Below are 17060 nucleotides of genomic sequence, written 5' to 3' on the forward strand. Positions count from 1 at the left end.
GGTCTGTGGTCACGCGAGGCCGGGCCCACTCCCTGCCGCCGGCGCTCGCGGCGGGGCGGGAGCGCTGCCGGTGTTCTAAGGTGTGCGATGTGGCCGTATCCGGTCGCAGGACCCCGGGGGTGGCCGGGAAGAGGTGAGGCGCGCCGATGAGCGGCGACGAGAGCCTTCAGCGCCGGCATCCGCCGACAGGGTTCGGCCCGGCCCGGGATGCGGACCTGAATCGCATCGCGGAGCAGGTCGAACGACTCACCCGAGCTCAGGGACGCATGCACGCGCTGCTGGATGCAGTGCTCGCGGTCAGCCGGGAGCTGGAGCTGCCTGTGGTGCTGCGGCAGATCGTGAGTGCCGCGATGCAGCTGGTGAACGCCCGCTACGGCGCCCTAGGCGTGTTCGACGAGGACCGGGCGGGCCTTCAGGACTTCATCCCGCTCGGCCTGAGCGATACCGAGCGCCAGGACCTGGCGGGAGTCCACCCTCCGCACGGCCGCGGACTGCTCGCGCACCTGATCGAGCAGCACGAACCGCTGCGCGTGGACGACGTACCGCACCATCCGGACGCGGTCGGCTTCCCCGCGGGGCATCCGTCGATGCGGAACCTGCTCGGGGTGGCGATCGGCGTGCACGGGCGCATCTACGGCAACCTCTACCTGTCCGACCGGCGCGACGGCCAACCGTTCGATGACCAGGACGCGGCGGTCGTCCTCGCGCTGGCCGGGGCTGCCGGCATCGCCATCGAGAACGCCCGGCTGTATCAGCAGGTGCGTTCGTCCGCCGAGCAGTTCCAGCGCCTCCTCCTGCCCACCCTGCCCGACCTGACCCCGTTCACCGCGGCCGCGGTGTACCGGCCGGCGACCGGCCCCGGCCACCACCTGGGCGGCGACTGGTACGACGCCCTGCTGCTCCCGGACGGCGCCTGCGCCGCGATCATCGGCGACGTGCGGGGCCACGACCTGACGGCGGCGGCCGCCATGGCGCAGACCCGCAACATGCTCCGCGCCCTGCTATACGACCGGCTCACCCCGCCGAGCCTGGTCCTGGACCGGCTCGACGACACCCTGGACTCCATCACCGAGGCCCCCGTCACCACCGCCTGCCTGGCCCGCATCGAATCCGACGGCGAAGGCTGGCGCATGTACTGGTCGACGGCCGGCCACCTGCCGCCCCTGGTCGTCACCGCCGACGGCCGCACCCGCTACCTGCTGGCCGAACCCGGCGTGCCCCTGGGCGTCGACACCCGGCTGCCACGCCCCGACCACACTCATCCACTGGCCCCCGGAGACACGGTGCTGCTGTTCACCGACGGCCTGGTCGAACACCCCGAGCGCCCTCTGGATGCCGGACTGGACACGCTTGCCGCCACCGCCGCCGCCCACGTCGGGCTGCCCCTCGACGCACTCTGCCGCACACTGGCCGACCACAGCCCCGGCGACGGCCACGACGACCTCGCCCTTCTCGCCGTACGCATCCCGCCCATCGGCCCCGGGCACCACCAGGACCGATAGACCTGCCCGCCTCCGGGATCACCGCGTCGGTGCCGGGACAGCAGCAGACGACCATCGGGGGGTTCAGCGACCTCGTGGAAGGCACCCGAGGAGCGCAGCGCCTGCGGTCCGCCGGACGGGTTCAGCGCACGAGACAAGGCCGCTTGCTGTCGAAGGCCCAGTCCTTGACGAGGTATCGCATCGCGAGAGCGTCGTCGCGGGCCGACAGGTTCTTCTCGCGGTAGAGGTCGTGGGCCGCGAGGAGGCGGTCCATGTCGAGGTGGACGCCGAGGCCGGGGGTGTCGGGGACGGCGACCTCGCCGTCGGCGATACGCGGAGGTTGGGTGGTCAGCCGTTCCAGGCCCTCCTGCCAGATCCAGTGCGTATCAAGGGCGTTGTACTCGCCGGGGGCGGCGGCCCCGCAGTGGGCCATCATCGCCAGGGAGATGTCGAAGTGGTTGTTGGAGTGACAGCCCCAGGTCAGCCCCATCGCGTCGCAGAGCTGGGCGACGCGTACCGAACCCTGCATCGTCCAGAAGTGCGGGTCCGCGAGCGGGATGGAGACCGACTGGAGGGCCAGCGCGTGGGTCAGCTGCCGCCAGTCCGTCGCGATCATGTTGGTCGCCGTGGGCAGTCCGGTGGCCCGGCGGAACTCCGCGAGGATCTCACGCCCCGAGTAGCCGCCTTCGGCTCCGCACGGATCCTCGGCGTAGGCGAGCGTGCCGACCAGGGGCTTGCACAGTTCGACGGCCTCCCGCAGGGACCAGGCGCCGTTCGGGTCGAGGGTGATCCGGGCTTCGGGGAAGCGCTCCTTGAGCGCCCGCACCGCCTCGACCTCCTCGCTCCCGGGCAGAACACCGCCCTTGAGCTTGAAGTCGCGGAAGCCGTACAGGTCGTAGGTCGCCTCGGCCTGACGGACGATCGCCTCGGGGGTCAGGGCCTCCTCGTGCCGGATCCGGTACCAGTGCACGGCCGAGCCGGGTTCGCGTACGTACTCCAGATCGGTCCGGTCGGGGTCGCCGACGTAGAAGAGGTAACCGAGGACCCGTACGGAATCGCGCTGCTTCCCGTCACCCAGGAGCGCGGCGACGGGAACCTCCAGGTGTTGCCCGAGGAGATCCAAAAGCGCCGACTCGACGGCGGTGACCGCGTGCACGGTGGTGCGCAGATCGAAGGTCTGGCCGCCTCTGCCGCCCGAGTCGCGGTCCGCGAATCTGTCGCCGATGGCCCGCAGGACGCGCTTGTAGTCACCCACGCGCGCGCCGACGACGAGGGATTCGGCGTCGCGCAGGGTCCTCGTGATCTTCTCCCCGCCGGGTACCTCCCCCAGTCCCGTACGCCCCTCGGAGTCCTCGAGGACGACGACGTTCCGGGTGAAGTACGGACCGTGGGCGCCGGAGAGGTTGAGCTCCATGGAGTCCTGGCCGGCGACCGGGTAGACGGAGAACTTGGTGACGGTGGGCTGGCTCATGACTGGTCCCTAAGCATGTTGGCGGTCCGGGATGTGTTCTGCGGGCCATGCATCACAGGTTGAGGACGTCCAGGGCCCATTCGACGGCCAGTACGCCGCCCAGGCCCAGGATCGCGAGCACGGTCGTGTAGGTGGTGCGCGCCTTGATCGCGTCGATGACGGACAGGTTGAAGTACTCCTTGAACATCCAGAAGCCCGGGTCGTTCACGTGGGAGAACGCGATCGAGCCGCAGGACACGGCGAGCACCATGATCTCCGGGTGGACTCCGCTGCCCGCGAGCAGCGGCAGCACCACGCCCGAGGCCGTGACGACGGCGACGGTCGCCGAGCCGAGGGCCACGCGGAGGATGGCCGCGATGAGCCAGGCGAGGATGATCGGCGAGATGGACCAGCCCTCGGTGGTGTCCTTGATGTAGTCGGAGATCCCGCCGTCGACGAGGACCTGCTTGAAGGCTCCGCCCGCGCCGATCACGAGCAGGATCATCGCCATCGCCTGGGCCGCCGACCTGCACGAGGCGGCGACTTCATCCAGGCTGCGACCGATCCGCGGGCCGAAGGCCCAGATGGCGATGCACAGCGTCAGCAGGAGGGCGACCGGTGCCGAGCCGATGAAGGCGATGAAGTGCGGGACGGGGCCGGACGCGGACGTGGCCATGTCGGTCACGGCCGCCCCGGCGATCAGTACGACGGGCAGAAGGGCGACCGACAGCGACCAGGCCATGCCCGGCATCTCCTCGTCGTCGAAGACACGCTCGCTGACGAGACCTTCGGGGATGGAGGGGTTCATCGCCCGGATGAACGGCAGGCGCGGCCACAGCAGGGCGATGAGCGCGCCGGCGGGGAGGGCGATGAACAGGCCGTAGAACAGCGTCAGTCCGACCGAGGCGTCGAAGGAGGCGGCCACCGCGGTCGGGCCGGGGTGAGGCGGCAGGAAGCTGTGCATGGTGGACAGGGCGATCGACATGGGGAGCCCGACCCACAGCAGGTTCTTCCCGGTGACGCGCACGATGGTGAACGCGATCGGCACGATGATCACGAACGCGACCTCGTAGAACATCGTGACGCCGATGAGCATGGCCGTCAGCACCATGGCCACCTGCACCCAGCGCGGGCCGCAGATGTCGAGGAGCTTGCCGGCTATTCGCTGGGCCGCCCCGGAGTCCCCCATCACCCGGCCGACCATCGCGCCGAGCCCGATGGTGAGCATCGTGTCGCCGATCTGCCCTCCGATGCCCTCCGAGAGGACCTCAGGGATCTTCTCCAGCGGGATCCCCTGGACGAGTCCGACGCCCACGGCCACGAGGAGGAGGGCGGCGAAGCCGTTGAGTTTCAGCTTCGTCATCAGGAAGAGCAGGACCAGAACACTGATCCCGACGACAACAAGTGGCATGTACCAGTTCCCCTTTGAACCCTGGACGCCGTCTTCAGTGGGACTTTCGACCAGGCTGTCTTCATATGAAGACAGCGTCCACGTATGAGGATGGAGGCTAGGCTCATGGACACGAACAGGTCAATGGCCCGCGGCCCACGGATTGCCGACGGACTTACGATCGGCTCATGTCACAGGCTGGGGGCGTACCCGAGGTCAAGTCGGCGGTCCGTACGGTCGCGTTGCTCGAACTGCTCGCCGCACGGGGCGACCGGCCGGCGCGGCTGCGCGAGCTCTCCGAGGAGCTGGGCGTGCCCCGCAGCAGCATGTACGCGCTGCTGCAGACACTCGTCGAGCACGGCTGGGTCCGCACGGATGTGACCGGTTCGCTGTACGGCATCGGGATCCGCGCGCTGCTCACCGGCACCAGCTATCTCGACGGTGACAAGCGGGTACGCACAGTCCGCCCCTACCTCGACGAGGCCTCGGACGCGCTCGGCGAGACCATCCACCTGGCCCGCCTCGACGGCTCCGACGTCGTCTACCTCGCGACCCGCGAGTCCCACGAATACCTGCGCACGATCAGCCGGGTCGGCCGCCGCGTCCCCGCCCATGCCGGAGCCCTCGGCAAGGCCCTGCTCGCGGAACGCCCCGACGCCGAACTCCCCCTGTCCGACGAGCCGTTGACGGCCTGCACGGAGAACACGCACACCACCCGGGCGACGCTGCTGACCGACCTCGCCGAGGTACGCGCACGCGGTTACGCGATCGACCGCGAGGAAACCGTCCCCGGCATCGCCGGCTTCGGCTTCGCGCTGCGCTACGACACCCCCGCCACCGACGCCATCAGCTGCTCGGTACCGGTGTCCCGCCTCACCGAAGAGCATCAGCACCGCATCGTCGCCGTGATGCGGGAGGTACGGGCGAAGATCGAGACACTCCTGCCGCCGACCTCTCGCGATCCCGGTTGGCGTTAGGTGCCGGTTGCGTCAGCTGCCGGGCGGCACCCGGCCAGGCGCAGCATCACCTTGCTGCTCGCGTTCGTCGGGTCGGCGGCGACGGCCAGCGCCTGCGCGGCCTGCTCCAGCGGGAAGCGGTGGCTGATCACCGGTGTCACATCCAGGCCGTCCCGCAGGGCCCCCAGCGCGTCGTCGATCTCCTCGACGAAACGGTACGAGCCGATCCAGGTGACTTCGCGGGTGACGAGGTCGCCCAGGACTGCGGGCGCGGCCGTCCCCGGCAGGTTCCCGACCTGGACGAGGGTGCCGCCGCGAGCCGTGGCCCGCAGCACGGGGCCGAGCGCGGCCGGTGCGCCGGAGGCCTCGAAGACCACCTCCACGTCCTCGGGCAGCCCTTCACCGCGGGAGAGTTCACGCGTCTCGTCGGCGCCCATGGCGCGCGCGACGGCCAGCGAGGACGCGGCCAGGTCGGCGGCGACGACGGTGCCCGCCCCGCGGTGCTTGGCGGCGGCGACGACCAGGGAGCCGATCGGCCCGGCACCGTTGACGAGGACGCTGCGGCCGCGCAGTTCGGGGACCCGGCCCACGGCGTGCAGCGCGACGGCCAACGGCTCGGCCAGCGCGCCCTGTTCGGTGCTGACGCCGTCCGGCAGGGGCCGGATCTGTGTGGCGCGCACGGCCCGGTACTCACTGAACCCGCCGTCGGTGTGCGGGTGGAAGGCCGCCGAGCCGAAGTAGCGGACGCGCGGGTGGAGGTTCGTACGTCCCGCGATCCGCTCCGGCAGCCGGCCGTCACCGACCGGCTCGGCCGGGTGGACGGTGACCGGCTGCCCCTCGGCGAGACCTCTCACGCCGGGGCCGAGTGCGGCGATCCGGCCCGCGACCTCGTGGCCGAGGACCATCGGGTGCTTGAGCGAAGCGGTGCCGGATGCCCCGTACTTCCAGTAGGCGAGGTCGGACCCGCAGATCCCGCCCCACTCCATGGCGAGCAGCACCTCGCCCTCCGCCGGGACCGGACGGGGCCGCCCGTCGATCCGTACATCTGAGGGCCCATGGACCACGACGGCCTTCATTGCGCTCGTACGACTCGTACGGTTCATGCGGCGTCCTCCAGCCGGACCAGATCGCGTCCGCGTGTCTCGGGTGAGAGGAGTGCGCTGACGAGGGTGACGAGCGAGTAGACGACGAGCATCGCGGCGATGGGCCACCAACTGCCGGTGACGGCGGTGAGCGTGGCCGCGAGGACCGGGCCGATCGCGGTGGCGAGGATGCCGCCGATCTCCTTGGCGAGCGCGAGCTGGGTGAACCGGGTGCGGGATCCGAAGAGTTCGGCCATCGTCACGCTCTCCAGCGAGAACAGGCCGAGGACACCGATGTTCAGACCGAGGATCATGCCGAGCATGACCGCCGCGGTGGAACCGGAGCTGATGAGCAGCATCACCGGGAAGGCCGCGACGATGGTCAGCACGCTGAGCGCGAGGTACACCGCCCGGCGGCCGTAGCGGTCGCCGAGCAGGCCGACGGCCGGAACGGTGACGAAGCCCAGCAGCGAGCCGTACACGATGGCGTCCGTGGGAACGGAGCGTCCGACCGAGAGGTTGGTGGCGATGTAGCCGACCAGGAACGTCTGCACCAGGCCGGAGTTGCCCGCCTGGCCGAAGCGCAGGCCGAGCGCGAGGAAGAACGCCTTGCCCTTGCGCTGGCGTATACCCGCCTCCAGGACGCTGCTGTGGTGCTCCTCGTCTCGAGGGTTCTCGGTGGTCGTTCCGGTGCCCTTCTCGGCACTGGTCTGGGCGCTCGTTCTGGAGATCACCGACTCGACCTCGCCGCGGGTCATCGCCACGCCGTTCACGACGTCGGGGCGCTCCTCGAAGACCGGGCTCTCCTTGAGGCCGCGCCGCAGCCAGACCGCGAACAGCATCAGGCCGAAGCTCAGCAGGAAGGGCAGCCGCCAGCCCCAGGACAGCAGTTGCTCCTCGGTGAGCACGGCGAGCAGGATCGCCCACAGCCCGGAGGCCGCCAGCGTCCCGGAGTTTGTGCCGAGCGACACCAGCGAGGAGATCAGCCCGCGGCGCCTGACGGGGGCGTACTCGGCGAGCATGACGGTCGCTCCGGCGATCTCGGCGCCCGCACCGAAGCCCTGCGCGAGTCGGAGCACCACGAGCAGGATCGGCGCGAGGATGCCGATCATGGCGTATGTGGGCAGGACGCCGATCAGCGTGGTGGAGGCACCCATCAGCAAGATGGTGAGGTACAGGACCTTCTTGCGGCCGAGCCGGTCTCCCATCCGGCCGAAGTAGACGGCACCGGCGAGCCGGGCGACGTAGCCGACGCCGTAGGTGGCCATCGCCGCGATCAGACCGATCGCTGGGCTGACGTCCGGGAAGAAGATCTTGTTGAAGACGATCGCGGCGGCCAGCGAGTAGAGCTGGAAGTCCATGAACTCCATGGCCGTGCCGAGCCAGCCGGAGACGGCGGCCCTGGTGAGATCGCTGGTCGTCCGCCGGGCGGTGCTCGATGGCTGTGCGGCGGTGACGCTGTCCTTCATGTGAACTCCGTTGTTCAGGCACTGCGTTGAGCGGGTGGAACGCGAGGGAAACGCGGGGACGGGGAGCAGGGAGTCAAGGTTCGGACGGCGGGGGCTGAGCTTCAGATCTCGACGCGGCCCGCCCGTACGGCGGGCAGCCGGTCCGCGACGGCTGTGGTGAGGGCCGTGTCGTCCGCCAGGTCCGCCGCTCCGACGACGCGCAGCAGCGCGCTCACCGTTTCGGCGGGACGCGCGCCCGGCCCCCAGCAGGCGGCGAGCGCGTCGTGTGCGGGGTCGGTGATGTCGGTGGGCGGGCGTGTTGCGTCGACCCAGCCGGCGAGGGCGAGTTCGAGCACCGGAGTGGCCGCGCCGTGCGCCCGCAGGGAGCGCAGCACGGGCAGCCAGCGTTCCGTGATCTTCAGCGATCCGTCGGAGCCGATCTGCCGCAGCAGGTGCTGCATGGCGGGATTGCGGAAGCGTACGACGAGGTCGTCGGCGTACGCTCCCGGATCGGGGCCCCCGTCCGGCAGGGTGGGAGCGACCTCCGCGCACAGGGCCCGGACCAGGCGCTCGCCCCAGTCGGTCGCCATGGTGTCGGCGATCGTGGTGCGGTCCGCAGCCAGGCCGAGGTAGGCCAGCGCGGAGTGGGAGCCGTTGAGCAGTCGCAGCTTGGTGAGCTGGTACGGCGCGGCGTCCGGCACGAACAGGGCGCCGTCCAGCTCCCAGGGTGGCCGGGGTGCGGTGAAGGAGTCCTCCAGGACCCACTGCCGGTACGGCTCGCCCACCACGGGAACCGCGTCGTGCACGCCGAGCGCGGCACCGGCCGCCGCCCGGTCCGTGTCGGTGGCCGCGGGAACGATCCGGTCCACGACGGTCGAGGGAAAGGCGACGGTCTCGGACATCCGGTCCAGGATCTCGGCGCGGTCCGGCCAGGCGGCGGCTCGTACGAAGTCGGACACGACCTGGCCGAGTACGACGCCGTTGGAGGCCATGTTGTCGCAGGACACGACGCTGATCGGCGGCGCTCCCGAGCGCATCCGTGCGGCCAGTCCGGCGGCCAAGCGCCCGACCACGGTGGTGCGTTCACCATCGGGGCCTGCCGCCAGGTCGGCGGCGACCGCCGGGTCCGTCGTGTCCAGGCCACCGGTCCGCGCCGAGCGGTGATAGCCCTTCTCCGTGACGGTCAGCGTCACCACCGTCACCTCGGGGTCGGCGAGCAGGGCGTCGACGGCGGCGGCGTCCGGGCGCAGGGCCAGGACGCCGGTGACCGCGCCGACGACACGGGAGACGCTGCCGCCGGGTCGGCGTTCCGTGAGGGAGTACAGGCAGTCCTGGTCCCGCAGGGCACCCAGCGTCCGGGCCGACCGGGGTGCGACGGCGGTGATGCCCCAGGGTTCGCCGGAGCGGGCGGCGGCGTTCTCGGTGTAGACCGCCTGGTGCGCCCGGTGGAAGGCCCCGAGCCCGAAGTGCAGGACACGGCTGCGCAGTTCGGCGGGGTCGACGGCGGGACGCTGTTCGGGCTCGAGCCCGGCGAGCGCCTTACGGTTCAGCGGCGGAAGTCCGGCGGCGCTCACCAGTCGTGCACCGAACCGTCGAGGCGGCGCGCGACCGGAAGGTAGCGCCTTTCGTACGGGAAGCGCTCGGCGGCCTTCTCGTCGTACTCGACACCGAGGCCGGGCTCGTCCGAGGGGTGGAGCATGCCGTCGGCGAACGTGACGCCGGTACGGAACACCTCGCCGGTCTCGTCCGGGTGGCCCATGTACTCCTGGATGCCGAAGTTCGGTACGGCGATGTCGAGGTGCACGGCGGCGGCCATGCTCACGGGCGAGAGGTCCGTCGCGCCGTGGGATCCGGTCCGCACGTGGTAGAGGGCGGCGAGGTCGAAGATCCGCCGCAGGTGGGTGATGCCGCCCGCGTGCACGACGGTGGTGCGTACGTAGTCGATGAGCTGTTCCGTGATCAGGTGCTGGGCGTCCCAGATCGAGTTGAACACCTCCCCCACCGCGATCGGTGTCGTGGTGTGCCGGCGGATGAGGCGGAAGGCCTCCTGGTTCTCGGCCGGGGTCGGGTCCTCCATCCAGAACAGCCGGCATGCCTCGACGCTCTGGCCGAAACGGGCCGCCTCGATCGGGCTGAGCCGGTGGTGGATGTCGTGCAGCAGGTGGAAATCGAAGCCGAAGCGCTCCCGTACCGCTTCCAGATAGGTGGGCGCGAAGCGGAGGTAGGCCTCGGTGTCCCAGGGTTGCTCGTCGGGCAGTTCCATTGCCGCGGGCTCGTACACCTTGCCCTTGCGGATGCCGTACGTACCGCCGACATCGGGTACCGCTGCCTGCGCCCGGACCGCTCTGTAGCCCAGCTCCAGATAGCGCTCGACGTCGTCCAGCAGGGACGGTACGTCCGTGCCGCTGGCGTGCGAATAGACGAGGACGCCGTCCCGGGACCGGCCGCCGAGCAGCTGGTAGACGGGGAGCCTGGCGACCTTGCCCTTGATGTCCCACAGCGCGGTGTCGACGGCGGCGATGGCCGTCATGGTGACGGGACCGCGCCGCCAGTAGGCGCCCCGGTAGAGGAACTGCCACATGTCCTCGATACGGGCGGGATCCTTGCCGATCAGCAGCGGGACGAGGTGGTCGCGCAGATAACTGGCGACAGCCAGCTCACGGCCGTTGAGCGTGGCGTCACCGAGGCCGGTCACACCGTCGGTCGTGGTGATGCGCAGCGTGACGAACGTGCGCCCGGGAGAGGCGACCAACACCTCGGCGCGCTCGATCTTGCTCACAGGTGCTCCTCCTGATCCAGGATGTCGCGAAGTACTTGTATACAAGCAGCTGTCGCACAGTACGGCAATACCTGTGTCATCGATACGATGGGCTCATGGCCCAACCCCAACGTCAGCGGACGAACCGGCGCGCGATCTACACGACGTTGCGTCAGATGGTTCTGACCCTCGAACTCCCGCCCGGCGCCGCCCTGTCGGAGAACGAGCTGGCGGCGTCGCTCGGGGTGAGCCGCACGCCGGTACGGGAGAGCCTGATCCTTCTCGCCCAGGAGGGACTGGTGCAGGTCTTCCCGCAGATCGGGTCGTTCGTCTCCCGGGTGGACCCGGCTCAGGTCGCGGACGCGCAGTTTCTACGGGAAGCCGTCGAACTCGCCTCGCTCGACGACCTGCCCGCGGAGCTCGACCCCGCGGTCGTCACAGACCTGCGCGGCAACCTGGAGCAGCAGAAGCGGGCGGACCTCGGACTCGAGGAGTTCTTCGAGCTGGACGAGGCGTTCCATCAGGGACTGATGCGGCTGAGCGGCCATGGCAACGCATGGACGACCGTCGCCGCCGCCAAGGGGCACCTGGACCGGGCCCGGCGACTCGGCCTCCACGAGAACGTGTCTCCCGCCGTGTTCGCCGCCCAGCATCACGAGATCTTCGACGCGGTGGTCGGCGGTGACGTGTCGCTCGCGCGCACGGCCATGCGCGCCCATCTGCGGGCGGTCTTCAGCGACATCGAACGCATCCGCGCCCACTCACCGGAACTGTTCGCCTCCGGCCCCGCGAAGGCACCGGTGCGGCGGAACGTCGTGGTCTGGGAATAGCCGCCCCCTCCCGGCCTGAGCCAGGAATCCCCTCGCTCTTCAGGGAGGGGAGGATTCAACCCAGGTCGACCCACGTTCCCTGCTCGGCCGAGCGCGCCATGGCGTCAAGCGTCACGGCACTCGCCACGGCGTCGGCCGGCGTCGGCCCGTAAGGAACGCCCTCGGTGATCGAACGCACGAAGTGGTACGCCTCGATGACCTTCAGGTCGTCGTACCCCATGCTGTTGGCCGAGCCCGGCTGGAAGGCAGCGTACTCGCCGTGTCCGGGGCCTACGTACAGGGTGCTCACGGGCTGGTCCTGGTAGCTGGTGCCGCGGCTGACGGCGAGCTCTCCCATACGGCGGTAGTCCCAGGACACCGCGCCGGTGGTGCCGTGGATCTCGAATCCGTAGTTGTTCTGCTCGCCGACCGAGACCCGGGACGCCTCCAGGACACCGCGGGCGCCGGAGGCGAAACGGAGGAGGCAGTTGACGTAGTCCTCGTTCTCCACCGGACCGAGTTCGCCGCCGACGGCCCGGGTGTGACCGGCGGTGGCGCCGGTGGGGCGGGCCCGCTCGGGGATGAAGACGGCGGTGTCGGCGGTGAGGGAGGCGATGTCCCCGAGCAGGAAGCGGGCCAGGTCGACTCCGTGTGAGGCCAGGTCGCCCAGCACCCCGGCACCCCCGCGCTCTCGCTCGTACCGCCAGGTCAGGGCTCCCTCGGGGTGCGCCGCGTAGTCACTGAACAGCCGGATGCGTACGTGCGTGACCGTGCCGATCTCGCCGGAGGCGACCAGCTCGCGGGCGGCCTCGACGGCGGGCGCGTTGCGGTAGTTGAAGCCGACCGTGCCCTGTACGCCCGCCTTGCCGAGGGCGTCGGCGACGGCTCTGGCGTCCTCGGCGGTCAGGCCCACCGGCTTCTCGATCCAGATGTGCTTGCCTGCCTCGGCCATCGCCACGCCGATCTCGCGGTGCAGGAAGTTCGGGGCGGTGATGCTCACCGCTCGCACCCGCGGATCGGCGGCCACCTCCCGCCAGTCGCGGGCCGCGGACGCGAAGCCGTACCGCTCTGCCGCCTCCTCGGCCCGGCCGGGCACCTCGTCCGCGACGGTGACCAGTTCGGGCCTCAGGGGCAGCTGCGGGAAGTGGTGCGGCAGGCGGGCGTACGCCTGTGTGTGCACGCGTCCCATCCAGCCGAAGCCGACGACGGCGATGCCGAGCTTGTTCACCATGAGGAGCCCTTCATTGGACCGATCCAGAACCTGCGGCCCACAACTCTGCCTCATGGCACATGCCGGTGCGGTACCGCGCCCCTTCAGGGGCGCGGGGAGCTCCGCGACCAGCCACGATGGACCCACAGCTCCGAACCGCCGCCGGCAGGCCAGGTCACGGCCGCGCCGTGAGATAGCCCCCCATCGTGCGGAAGTAGTCCGTCGCCGCGTGCTCCGTACCGTCCTCGGTGCGGACCCGCTTCACGCAGAGGCCGCGCAACTGGCCGTTCCGGGCCTCGGCGCCGGCGACGATGACCACGCCGTCGCCCTCGCGGATGAAGATACGGCCGGGAGTGCCGCCGTAACGGCCTTCCGACACCGCTGCCTCGACGATGCGCAGGCGCTGCCCGCGGTGGTAGGTGAAGGCGTTGGGGTACGGGTCGCACTGGGCGCGTACCAGGCGCTCCAGGTCCTCGGCCGGCCAGGTCCAGTCGATCCGGCTGTCCTCGAGCGACCGCTTGTGGAAGAAGCTCGCCCGGCTGCGGTCCTGCGGGATCCACCGCGCGCGGCCCGAGGCGATCAGGTCCAGGGACTCGGTCACGACCGGTGTGATCAGGTCGACCGTGCGGTGGAACAGATCGGTGACGGTGTCGGTGGGGCCCACCGGAACGGCTCGCTGCAACAGGATGTCGCCCGCGTCGAGTTCGGCGTTCATCCGGTGCGCCGTGACGCCGACTTCCCGCTCGCCGTTGATCAGCGCCCAGATCAGCGGGGAGAAGCCCGCGTACGCCGGCAGCAGCGAGTCGTGGATGTTGAGCGTGCCGTGGGGCGGGAGGTCGAAGACCTCGGAAGGCAGCACGGTCCGCCAGTTGTTGGCGACGATCAGGTCCGGTTCCGCTTCGCGCAGCGCGGTGAGGAGTTCGGCGTCGTCGGGGCGGTTGCGCAGCAGTACCGGGATGCCGTGCTTCTCGGCGAGATCGGCCACCGAGTCGTCCCAGATCTTCTCGTACACGTGGTCGCTCTTGGGGTGGGTCACGGCCATGACCACCTCGTGATCGGACTCCAGCAGAGCCTGGAGGGTGCGGTGCCCCCAGGTCTGATAGCCGAACATGACGACCCGCATACTCGATCCTCTCCTAGGACACACCATTGCAAGGTAAGGCTAACCTTATTTAACATCAGTGGCGCCTAAGGGAAGGAAAGTTGCGGTGAACGCACTGCACGACGAACCGGACGCCATCCACGATCTGATCGGCGTAGGTTTTGGCCCGTCAAATCTCGCGCTGGCCATCGCGGTTGAGGAACACAACTCCCGAGCCGCCCCCGCCCAGCGCCTTCGAGCCCGGTTCCTGGAGCGCCAGCCGTCCTTCGGCTGGCACCGTGGCATGCTCATCGACGATGCCACGATGCAGGTGTCCTTCCTCAAGGACCTTGTCACGATGCGCAATCCGACCAGCGATTTCAGCTTCCTGTGCTTCCTGCGGGAGCGCGGCAGACTCGTGGACTTCCTCAACGCGAAGACGCTCTTCCCGCTGCGGATCGAGTTCCACGAATACTTCGAGTGGGCCGCCGCCCGGATCGCGCACCAGGTCGACTACGGCGCCGAAGTCGTGTCCGTCGAGCCGGTACTGGCCGAGAACGGCGAGGTCCGCTGGTTCGATGTCATCAGCCGCGTCCCCGGCGCCCCCGAACGCACCGTCGTACGCAGGGCCCGTAACATCTCGGTGGCCGCCGGTCTGGAGCCCCATCTCCCGCCGGGCACCGAGCTGTCGGACCGTATCTGGCACAACAGCCAACTGGTGCCGCGCGTACGCGAGTTGAACAACTCCGGCGCTTCGGTGGGCCGCATTCTGGTCCTCGGAGCCGGTCAGAGCGCCGCGGAGGCGGTCGACTATCTGCACCGCTCCTTCCCCGAGGCGGAAATCTGCGCGGTCTTCGCCAAGTACGGGTACACACCCGCCGACGACAGCCCCTTCGCCAACCGGATCTTCGACCCGGAGGCCGTGGACGTCTACTTCCAGGCCAAGCCGGAGGTGAAGCAGTCCCTGGTCGACTACCACCGCAGCACCAACTACTCGGTGGTGGACATGGACTTGATCGAGTCGCTGTACGCGACCATGTACCGCGAGAAGGTCCAGGGCCACGAGCGGCTGCGCATGCGCAATGTCTCCCGCATCCGGGACGTCCGCACGCTGGACGACCGCCTGGACGTCACCGTCGAGTTCCTCCCCACCGGTGAGCGGGAGGTGCTCTCCGCCGACCTGCTGGTCCATGCGACCGGCTACCGGCCCCGGGACCTCGACCAACTGCTGGGCAGGACAGCGAAGCTCTGCCTGCGGGACGACGACGACGCCGTACGCGTGGGCCGCGACCATCGCGTGGAGGCCGCGCCCGATGTCACCGCCGGCATCTATCTGCAGGGCGCGACCGAGCACACGCACGGTCTCACCTCGACCCTGCTGTCCACCACGGCCGTGCGCTCCGGCGAGATCCTCGACTCCCTGCTCACCCATCGTGCGAGCGACGCGGCCACGGGCACCCGTCCCTCTGTCGATTCCTCGGCCAGTTCATCCGTCAATTCCTCGGTCTGAAAGGGCGGTTCATCGTCGTGACGACGGCACGCGCGCGCGTGCCGTCGCCCGGCGCCCGAGGTGGTCGCGTGCGCGCCCCGGGCTGGGCAGGCATCTCAACTTAGGGTAGCCTCACCTTGGTTTTTCTCTTTGTCCGATCCCGGAGGGGTACGGGTGGGTCCTTCATATCCGTCGGGACGGGACGTCCTGAGGGACGCGGTCAGGGGTCAGCGACGCAATGTCGCTCTCGGCTCTCTCCTCGGTTCCGGGCATCAGATCGGCGAGGCACTGGTGCCGGTTCTGATCGGCATCGTGATCGACCAGGCCGTCACGGACTCCGACACCGGCGCCCTGTTCCTCTGGCTGGCGATCCTCGCCGTGGTCTATGTGGGACTGGCGTTGAGCTTCCGCATCGGCGCCTGGTCCGGTGAAAAGGCCTCCGTGCAGGCCGAGCACTCGCTGCGCATCACCCTCGTACGAAGGGTCCTGGACCCCGGCGGCGGAGCGGAGGAGGGCCGGCTGCCCGGAGCGCTGGCCAATATCGCGACCGAGGACGCCAAGCGGGTCGGCGTCGTCAACTTGGCGCTGATGTTCGGGATTTCGGCACTGATGGGCCTGCTCACCTGTGCCGTCGTCCTACTGCGTACGTCTGTGCTGCTCGGTCTGGTGGTGCTGCTCGGCACTCCTGTCCTGCTCTGGCTCGGGCATCTGCTGAGCAAGCCGCTGGAGAGCCGCAGCGAGGCCGAGCAGGAGCGGGCGGCGCATGCCTCGGCCGTGGCCGCCGACCTGGTGGCCGGACTGCGGATCCTGAAGGGCATCGGCGGCGAGTCCACGGCCATCGCCCGCTACCGCACCACCAGCCGCGACTCCCTGCAGGCGACCTTGCGGGCCGCTCGCGCTCAGGCCTTCCAGAACGGCATGGTCCTGGCGCTGACGGGCTGTCTGATCGCCGTCGTGGCACTGGTCGGTGGCCGACTGGCCGCTCAAGGCAGCATCAGCCTGGGCGAGTTGGTGTCGGCGGTCGGGCTCGCGCTCTTCCTGCTCGGACCCCTGGAGACGCTCGCCTGGGTCAACGCCGAGTTCGCGCAGGGCCGGGCCTCGGCCGCCCGGATCGCGGAGGTGCTGGCCACGCCGCAAGCCGTCACGTCCGGCGGCCGGATCCTGCCGCAGCAGGTGCGCGGCGCGGTCCGGCTGAGCGGGCTGAGCCATGGCGGGCTGCGCGAGGTGGACCTGGACATCGCACCCGGTGAACTCCTCGGCGTGGTCGCGACCGACCCCGCGCACGCCGCCGACCTGCTGCGCTGCCTGTCCCGGCAGACCGACCCCGAAGCCGGAACGGTCGAACTGGACGGGGTGCCCCTGCGCGACCTTGATCCCGCCGAGTTGCGTACGAGCCTGCTGGTGGCCGAGCACGACGCGGACCTCTTCGAGGGAACCGTCCGCGAGAACGTCACGGCCGCCGTGATCGCCGGTTCCGAATCCGCCGATCCGGAGGCGGCGATGGCCGCGGCCGGGGTGGCCCAGGTGGCGCAGACCCTGCCGGACGGCGAGGACACGGCGGTCAGTGAGCGTGGCCGGTCCCTCTCGGGCGGGCAGCGTCAACGGGTCGCTCTGGCCCGCGCGTTGGCGGCCGACCGGCCCGTGCTGGTGGTCCACGATCCGACCACCGCGGTCGACGCGGTGACCGAGGCCCGGATCGCGGCCGGCCTGAGGGAGATCCGCAAGGGCCGCACCACGGTGCTCGTGACGACCAGCCCGGCGCTGCTCGCGGTCACGGACCGGGTGGTGCTGCTCGACGACGGCCGGATCGCCGACTCGGCCCCGCACACCGATCTGGTACGCCGTCACGAGGCGTACCGCGCGGCGGTGCTGTCATGAGCGGCACCTCGGCGAACGGGAACGACGG

The 17060-nt window shown here is 70.1% G+C and carries 13 protein-coding genes; 5 read left to right on the plus strand and 8 right to left on the minus strand.

Translation table 11 applies throughout. The annotated features are described in order from the left end of the window. Positions 1-146: 146 nt before the first annotated feature. Positions 147-1502: a PP2C family protein-serine/threonine phosphatase gene (locus ACGFNK_RS24185; protein ID WP_393419064.1), complete on the plus strand. Its 1356-nt coding sequence runs from the start codon at positions 147-149 to the stop codon at positions 1500-1502. Between the two features lie 121 nt (positions 1503-1623). Here the strand turns inward: ACGFNK_RS24185 and ACGFNK_RS24190 are convergent, their stop codons facing one another. Then, complete coding sequence (locus ACGFNK_RS24190; RefSeq protein WP_393419066.1) at positions 1624-2952, minus strand: enolase C-terminal domain-like protein; 1329 nt, start codon at positions 2950-2952, stop codon at positions 1624-1626. A 52-nt stretch (positions 2953-3004) separates the two neighbouring features. Continuing rightward, positions 3005-4396: a gluconate:H+ symporter gene (locus tag ACGFNK_RS24195; protein ID WP_393419413.1), complete on the minus strand. Its 1392-nt coding sequence runs from the start codon at positions 4394-4396 to the stop codon at positions 3005-3007. Between the two features lie 113 nt (positions 4397-4509). On the opposite strand from ACGFNK_RS24195, the gene ACGFNK_RS24200 reads away from it, so the two are divergent. After that, positions 4510-5298 (plus strand): IclR family transcriptional regulator, encoded by a 789-nt coding sequence (locus ACGFNK_RS24200; RefSeq protein ID WP_393419068.1) that lies wholly within the window; start codon positions 4510-4512, stop codon positions 5296-5298. On the opposite strand, the gene ACGFNK_RS24205 is transcribed toward ACGFNK_RS24200, so the two are convergent. The 4 genes from ACGFNK_RS24205 to manD all read right to left on the minus strand — a co-directional run bounded on the left by ACGFNK_RS24205 (position 5295) and on the right by manD (position 10586). Next, on the minus strand, positions 5295-6380 hold the full coding sequence (locus tag ACGFNK_RS24205) for an L-idonate 5-dehydrogenase (RefSeq protein ID WP_393419070.1): 1086 nt from the start codon (positions 6378-6380) through the stop codon (positions 5295-5297). The two genes, ACGFNK_RS24200 and ACGFNK_RS24205, sit on opposite strands and share 4 nt — an antisense overlap. Next, positions 6377-7828: an MFS transporter gene (locus ACGFNK_RS24210; protein WP_393419072.1), complete on the minus strand. Its 1452-nt coding sequence runs from the start codon at positions 7826-7828 to the stop codon at positions 6377-6379. Before ACGFNK_RS24210 ends, ACGFNK_RS24205 begins: the two co-directional genes overlap by 4 nt. Positions 7829-7929: 101 nt before the next feature. Beyond that, positions 7930-9381 carry a mannitol dehydrogenase family protein gene (locus tag ACGFNK_RS24215; RefSeq protein ID WP_393419074.1) on the minus strand — a complete coding sequence of 484 codons (1452 nt, stop codon included), beginning with the start codon at positions 9379-9381 and terminating at the stop codon, positions 7930-7932. Next, positions 9378-10586: a D-mannonate dehydratase ManD gene (gene manD / locus ACGFNK_RS24220; protein ID WP_393419076.1), complete on the minus strand. Its 1209-nt coding sequence runs from the start codon at positions 10584-10586 to the stop codon at positions 9378-9380. Before manD ends, ACGFNK_RS24215 begins: the two co-directional genes overlap by 4 nt. 95 nt (positions 10587-10681) lie before the next feature. Between manD and ACGFNK_RS24225 the strand changes: the two genes are divergently transcribed. After that, positions 10682-11395 carry a GntR family transcriptional regulator gene (locus tag ACGFNK_RS24225; protein ID WP_393419078.1) on the plus strand — a complete coding sequence of 238 codons (714 nt, stop codon included), beginning with the start codon at positions 10682-10684 and terminating at the stop codon, positions 11393-11395. A gap of 55 nt (positions 11396-11450) precedes the next feature. Here ACGFNK_RS24225 and ACGFNK_RS24230 read toward each other — a convergent pair whose 3' ends face one another. Both ACGFNK_RS24230 and ACGFNK_RS24235 read right to left on the minus strand, forming a co-directional pair. Then, entirely contained in the window at positions 11451-12605 is a 1155-nt protein-coding gene (locus ACGFNK_RS24230; RefSeq protein ID WP_393419080.1) for a Gfo/Idh/MocA family protein, read from the minus strand. A gap of 154 nt (positions 12606-12759) precedes the next feature. Further along, positions 12760-13707: a methionyl-tRNA formyltransferase gene (locus ACGFNK_RS24235; protein WP_393419082.1), complete on the minus strand. Its 948-nt coding sequence runs from the start codon at positions 13705-13707 to the stop codon at positions 12760-12762. An 85-nt stretch (positions 13708-13792) separates the two neighbouring features. Here ACGFNK_RS24235 and ACGFNK_RS24240 point away from each other — a divergent pair, with 85 nt between their 5' ends. After that, a complete protein-coding gene (locus ACGFNK_RS24240) occupies positions 13793-15175 on the plus strand; it encodes a lysine N(6)-hydroxylase/L-ornithine N(5)-oxygenase family protein (protein WP_393419084.1) in 1383 nt (460 codons plus the stop codon). A gap of 153 nt (positions 15176-15328) precedes the next feature. Next, positions 15329-17032, plus strand: coding sequence for an ABC transporter ATP-binding protein (locus ACGFNK_RS24245; RefSeq protein WP_393419086.1), 1704 nt, complete (start codon positions 15329-15331; stop codon positions 17030-17032). Positions 17033-17060 lie beyond the last annotated feature (28 nt).

The organism is Streptomyces sp. NPDC048825, from assembly GCF_043198355.1.
Lineage (GTDB): Bacteria > Actinomycetota > Actinomycetes > Streptomycetales > Streptomycetaceae > Streptomyces > Streptomyces xiangluensis.

Bases quoted from the DNA above. Each gene is read 5' to 3' on its own strand.
- ACGFNK_RS24210 (WP_393419072.1), bottom strand. From the start codon at position 7,828: ATGAAGGACAGCGTCACCGCCGCACAGCCATCGAGCACCGCCCGGCGG.
- ACGFNK_RS24190 (WP_393419066.1), bottom strand. From the start codon at position 2,952: ATGAGCCAGCCCACCGTCACCAAGTTCTCCGTCTACCCGGTCGCCGGC.
- ACGFNK_RS24185 (WP_393419064.1), top strand. From the start codon at position 147: ATGAGCGGCGACGAGAGCCTTCAGCGCCGGCATCCGCCGACAGGGTTC.
- ACGFNK_RS24225 (WP_393419078.1), top strand. From the start codon at position 10,682: ATGGCCCAACCCCAACGTCAGCGGACGAACCGGCGCGCGATCTACACG.
- ACGFNK_RS24230 (WP_393419080.1), bottom strand. From the start codon at position 12,605: ATGGTGAACAAGCTCGGCATCGCCGTCGTCGGCTTCGGCTGGATGGGA.
- ACGFNK_RS24235 (WP_393419082.1), bottom strand. From the start codon at position 13,707: ATGCGGGTCGTCATGTTCGGCTATCAGACCTGGGGGCACCGCACCCTC.
- ACGFNK_RS24205 (WP_393419070.1), bottom strand. From the start codon at position 6,380: ATGAACCGTACGAGTCGTACGAGCGCAATGAAGGCCGTCGTGGTCCAT.
- ACGFNK_RS24200 (WP_393419068.1), top strand. From the start codon at position 4,510: ATGTCACAGGCTGGGGGCGTACCCGAGGTCAAGTCGGCGGTCCGTACG.